Here is a 1,275-nt window from a genome sequence, read left to right on the forward strand (position 1 = left end):
AAGCTCAATGGTGCGATTGGGTTCGCGACCGTCAGGGTCTTGGAAAGTGCTTTTCAGATCTGAGTAGGTTAGCACTCGACGACCATTGTTCCGCAAACCGATGCCTGGATCGTTTAGCTTTGGCGTTGGGTTCATAGCTTGCATGTCAACCAAGGGGTTGTTGGTTTCGGACGCTGGGTGAGTCTGCATTTCGCCACCCATACTGCCCATCCCTGCCATCTTGCTGTGGTCCATGCTGGCCATGTTAGACATGTCGCCTTTGTCCATTCCGGCCATCTTGCTGTGGTCCATGCCGGCCATGCCGGCCATGCCGGCCATGTTGGACATGTCACCTTTGTCCATTCCGGCCATCTTGCTGTGGTCCATGCCGGCCATGTTGGACATGTCACCTTTGTCCATTCCTGCCATCTTGCTGTGGTCCATGCCGGCCATATTGGACATGTCATCTTTGTCCATTCCCGCCATCTTGCTGTGGTCCATACCGGCCATGTTAGTCATGTCACCGCTGTCCATGCCGGTCATCCCGGTCATGTCACTTTGGTCCATTCCGGCCATCTTGCTGTGGTCCATGCCAGCCATGCTGCCATGGTCCATGCCCGCCATACCGCCCATACCCATGTCATCCATGGTCAAAAGCGGCCGTGGATCGATCGCAGGTACCTGTGCCTTTAATCCTTCTCGAACTGCCAAGGTCCCACGTGCATAACCGGTTCTATCCATGGACTGGGCGAAGATTGTGTAAGCCTCTTCGCTGGAAGGTTCTACGATCACGTCATACGTTTCTGCCACGGCGATGCGGAATTCATCGACGCTGACTGGTTTGACATGTTGGCCGTCAGCCGCCACAACGGTCATTTTCAAACCAGGGATGCGGACGTCGAAATAGCTCATAGCTGAGCCGTTGATAAAGCGCAGGCGCAGCTTCTCGCCCGGCTTGAAAATACCGGTCCAGTTACCGTTAGGCGCCTGGCCATTCATGAGATAGGTGTAAGTATCCCCACTGACGTCTGCGAGATCAGTGGGGTTCATTTTCATTTCAGCCCACATCTTCCGGTCGGCCACGGCAGCAGACCAACCTTGCTTGCTGACGTCGTCGATAAAGTCGCCCACGGTACGTTTGTGGTGATTGTAGTAGTCCGATTGCTTCTTGAGCTTGGCCATGACGCGACTAGGATCTTCATCGGTCCAGTCAGTCAACATCACCACATAGTCGCGGTTGTATTGAAAAGGTTCAGGCTCTTTCGAGTCGATGACGATTGGACCGTAAACGCCTGC

1 pseudogene is annotated in these 1,275 nt (G+C 54.4%); it reads right to left on the reverse strand.

The features are described from left to right. Window positions 1-1,275 (reverse strand): annotated as a pseudogene (locus tag VD17_RS30905) (copper oxidase); the annotation flags it as partial.

Source organism: Pseudomonas fluorescens (assembly GCF_000968015.1).
GTDB classification, from domain to species: domain Bacteria; phylum Pseudomonadota; class Gammaproteobacteria; order Pseudomonadales; family Pseudomonadaceae; genus Aquipseudomonas; species Aquipseudomonas fluorescens_W.